The 374-nt window shown below is 66.6% G+C and carries 1 protein-coding gene; it reads right to left on the reverse strand.

The window, feature by feature from the left end:
• Positions 1-374: transketolase-like TK C-terminal-containing protein (locus tag AB4Z38_RS25875; protein WP_441432358.1), on the reverse strand; the 374-nt coding region annotated here is incomplete at both ends.

Here is a 374-nt window from a genome sequence, read left to right on the forward strand (position 1 = left end):
AGGAGTTGCAGGGTCTTCACGACGATGGAGTGGGTGTCGTTTTTGAAGAAGCGGCGTGCGGCCTGGCGGGTGTCGGAGAAGCCGAAGCCGTCGGCGCCGAGGGAGGCGAATTCGTTGGGGATGAATTGGCGGATCTGGTCCGGGACGGCCTTCATGTAGTCGGTGACGGCGATGACCGGTCCGGTGGCGCCGGCGAGTTGCCGGGCGACGAACGGGGTGCGGGGTTCTTCGCCGGGGTTCAGGAAGGCGTGTTCTTCGGCGGCGAGTCCGTCGCGTCGGAGTTCGTTCCAGGAGGTCACGGACCAGACGTCGGCGGAGACTCCCCAGTCCTGGGCGAGGACTTTCTGGGCTTCCAGGGCCCAGGGGACCGAGAC

It is taken from the genome of Arthrobacter sp. 2RAF6 (genome assembly GCF_052115205.1).
GTDB lineage: Bacteria > Actinomycetota > Actinomycetes > Actinomycetales > Micrococcaceae > Arthrobacter.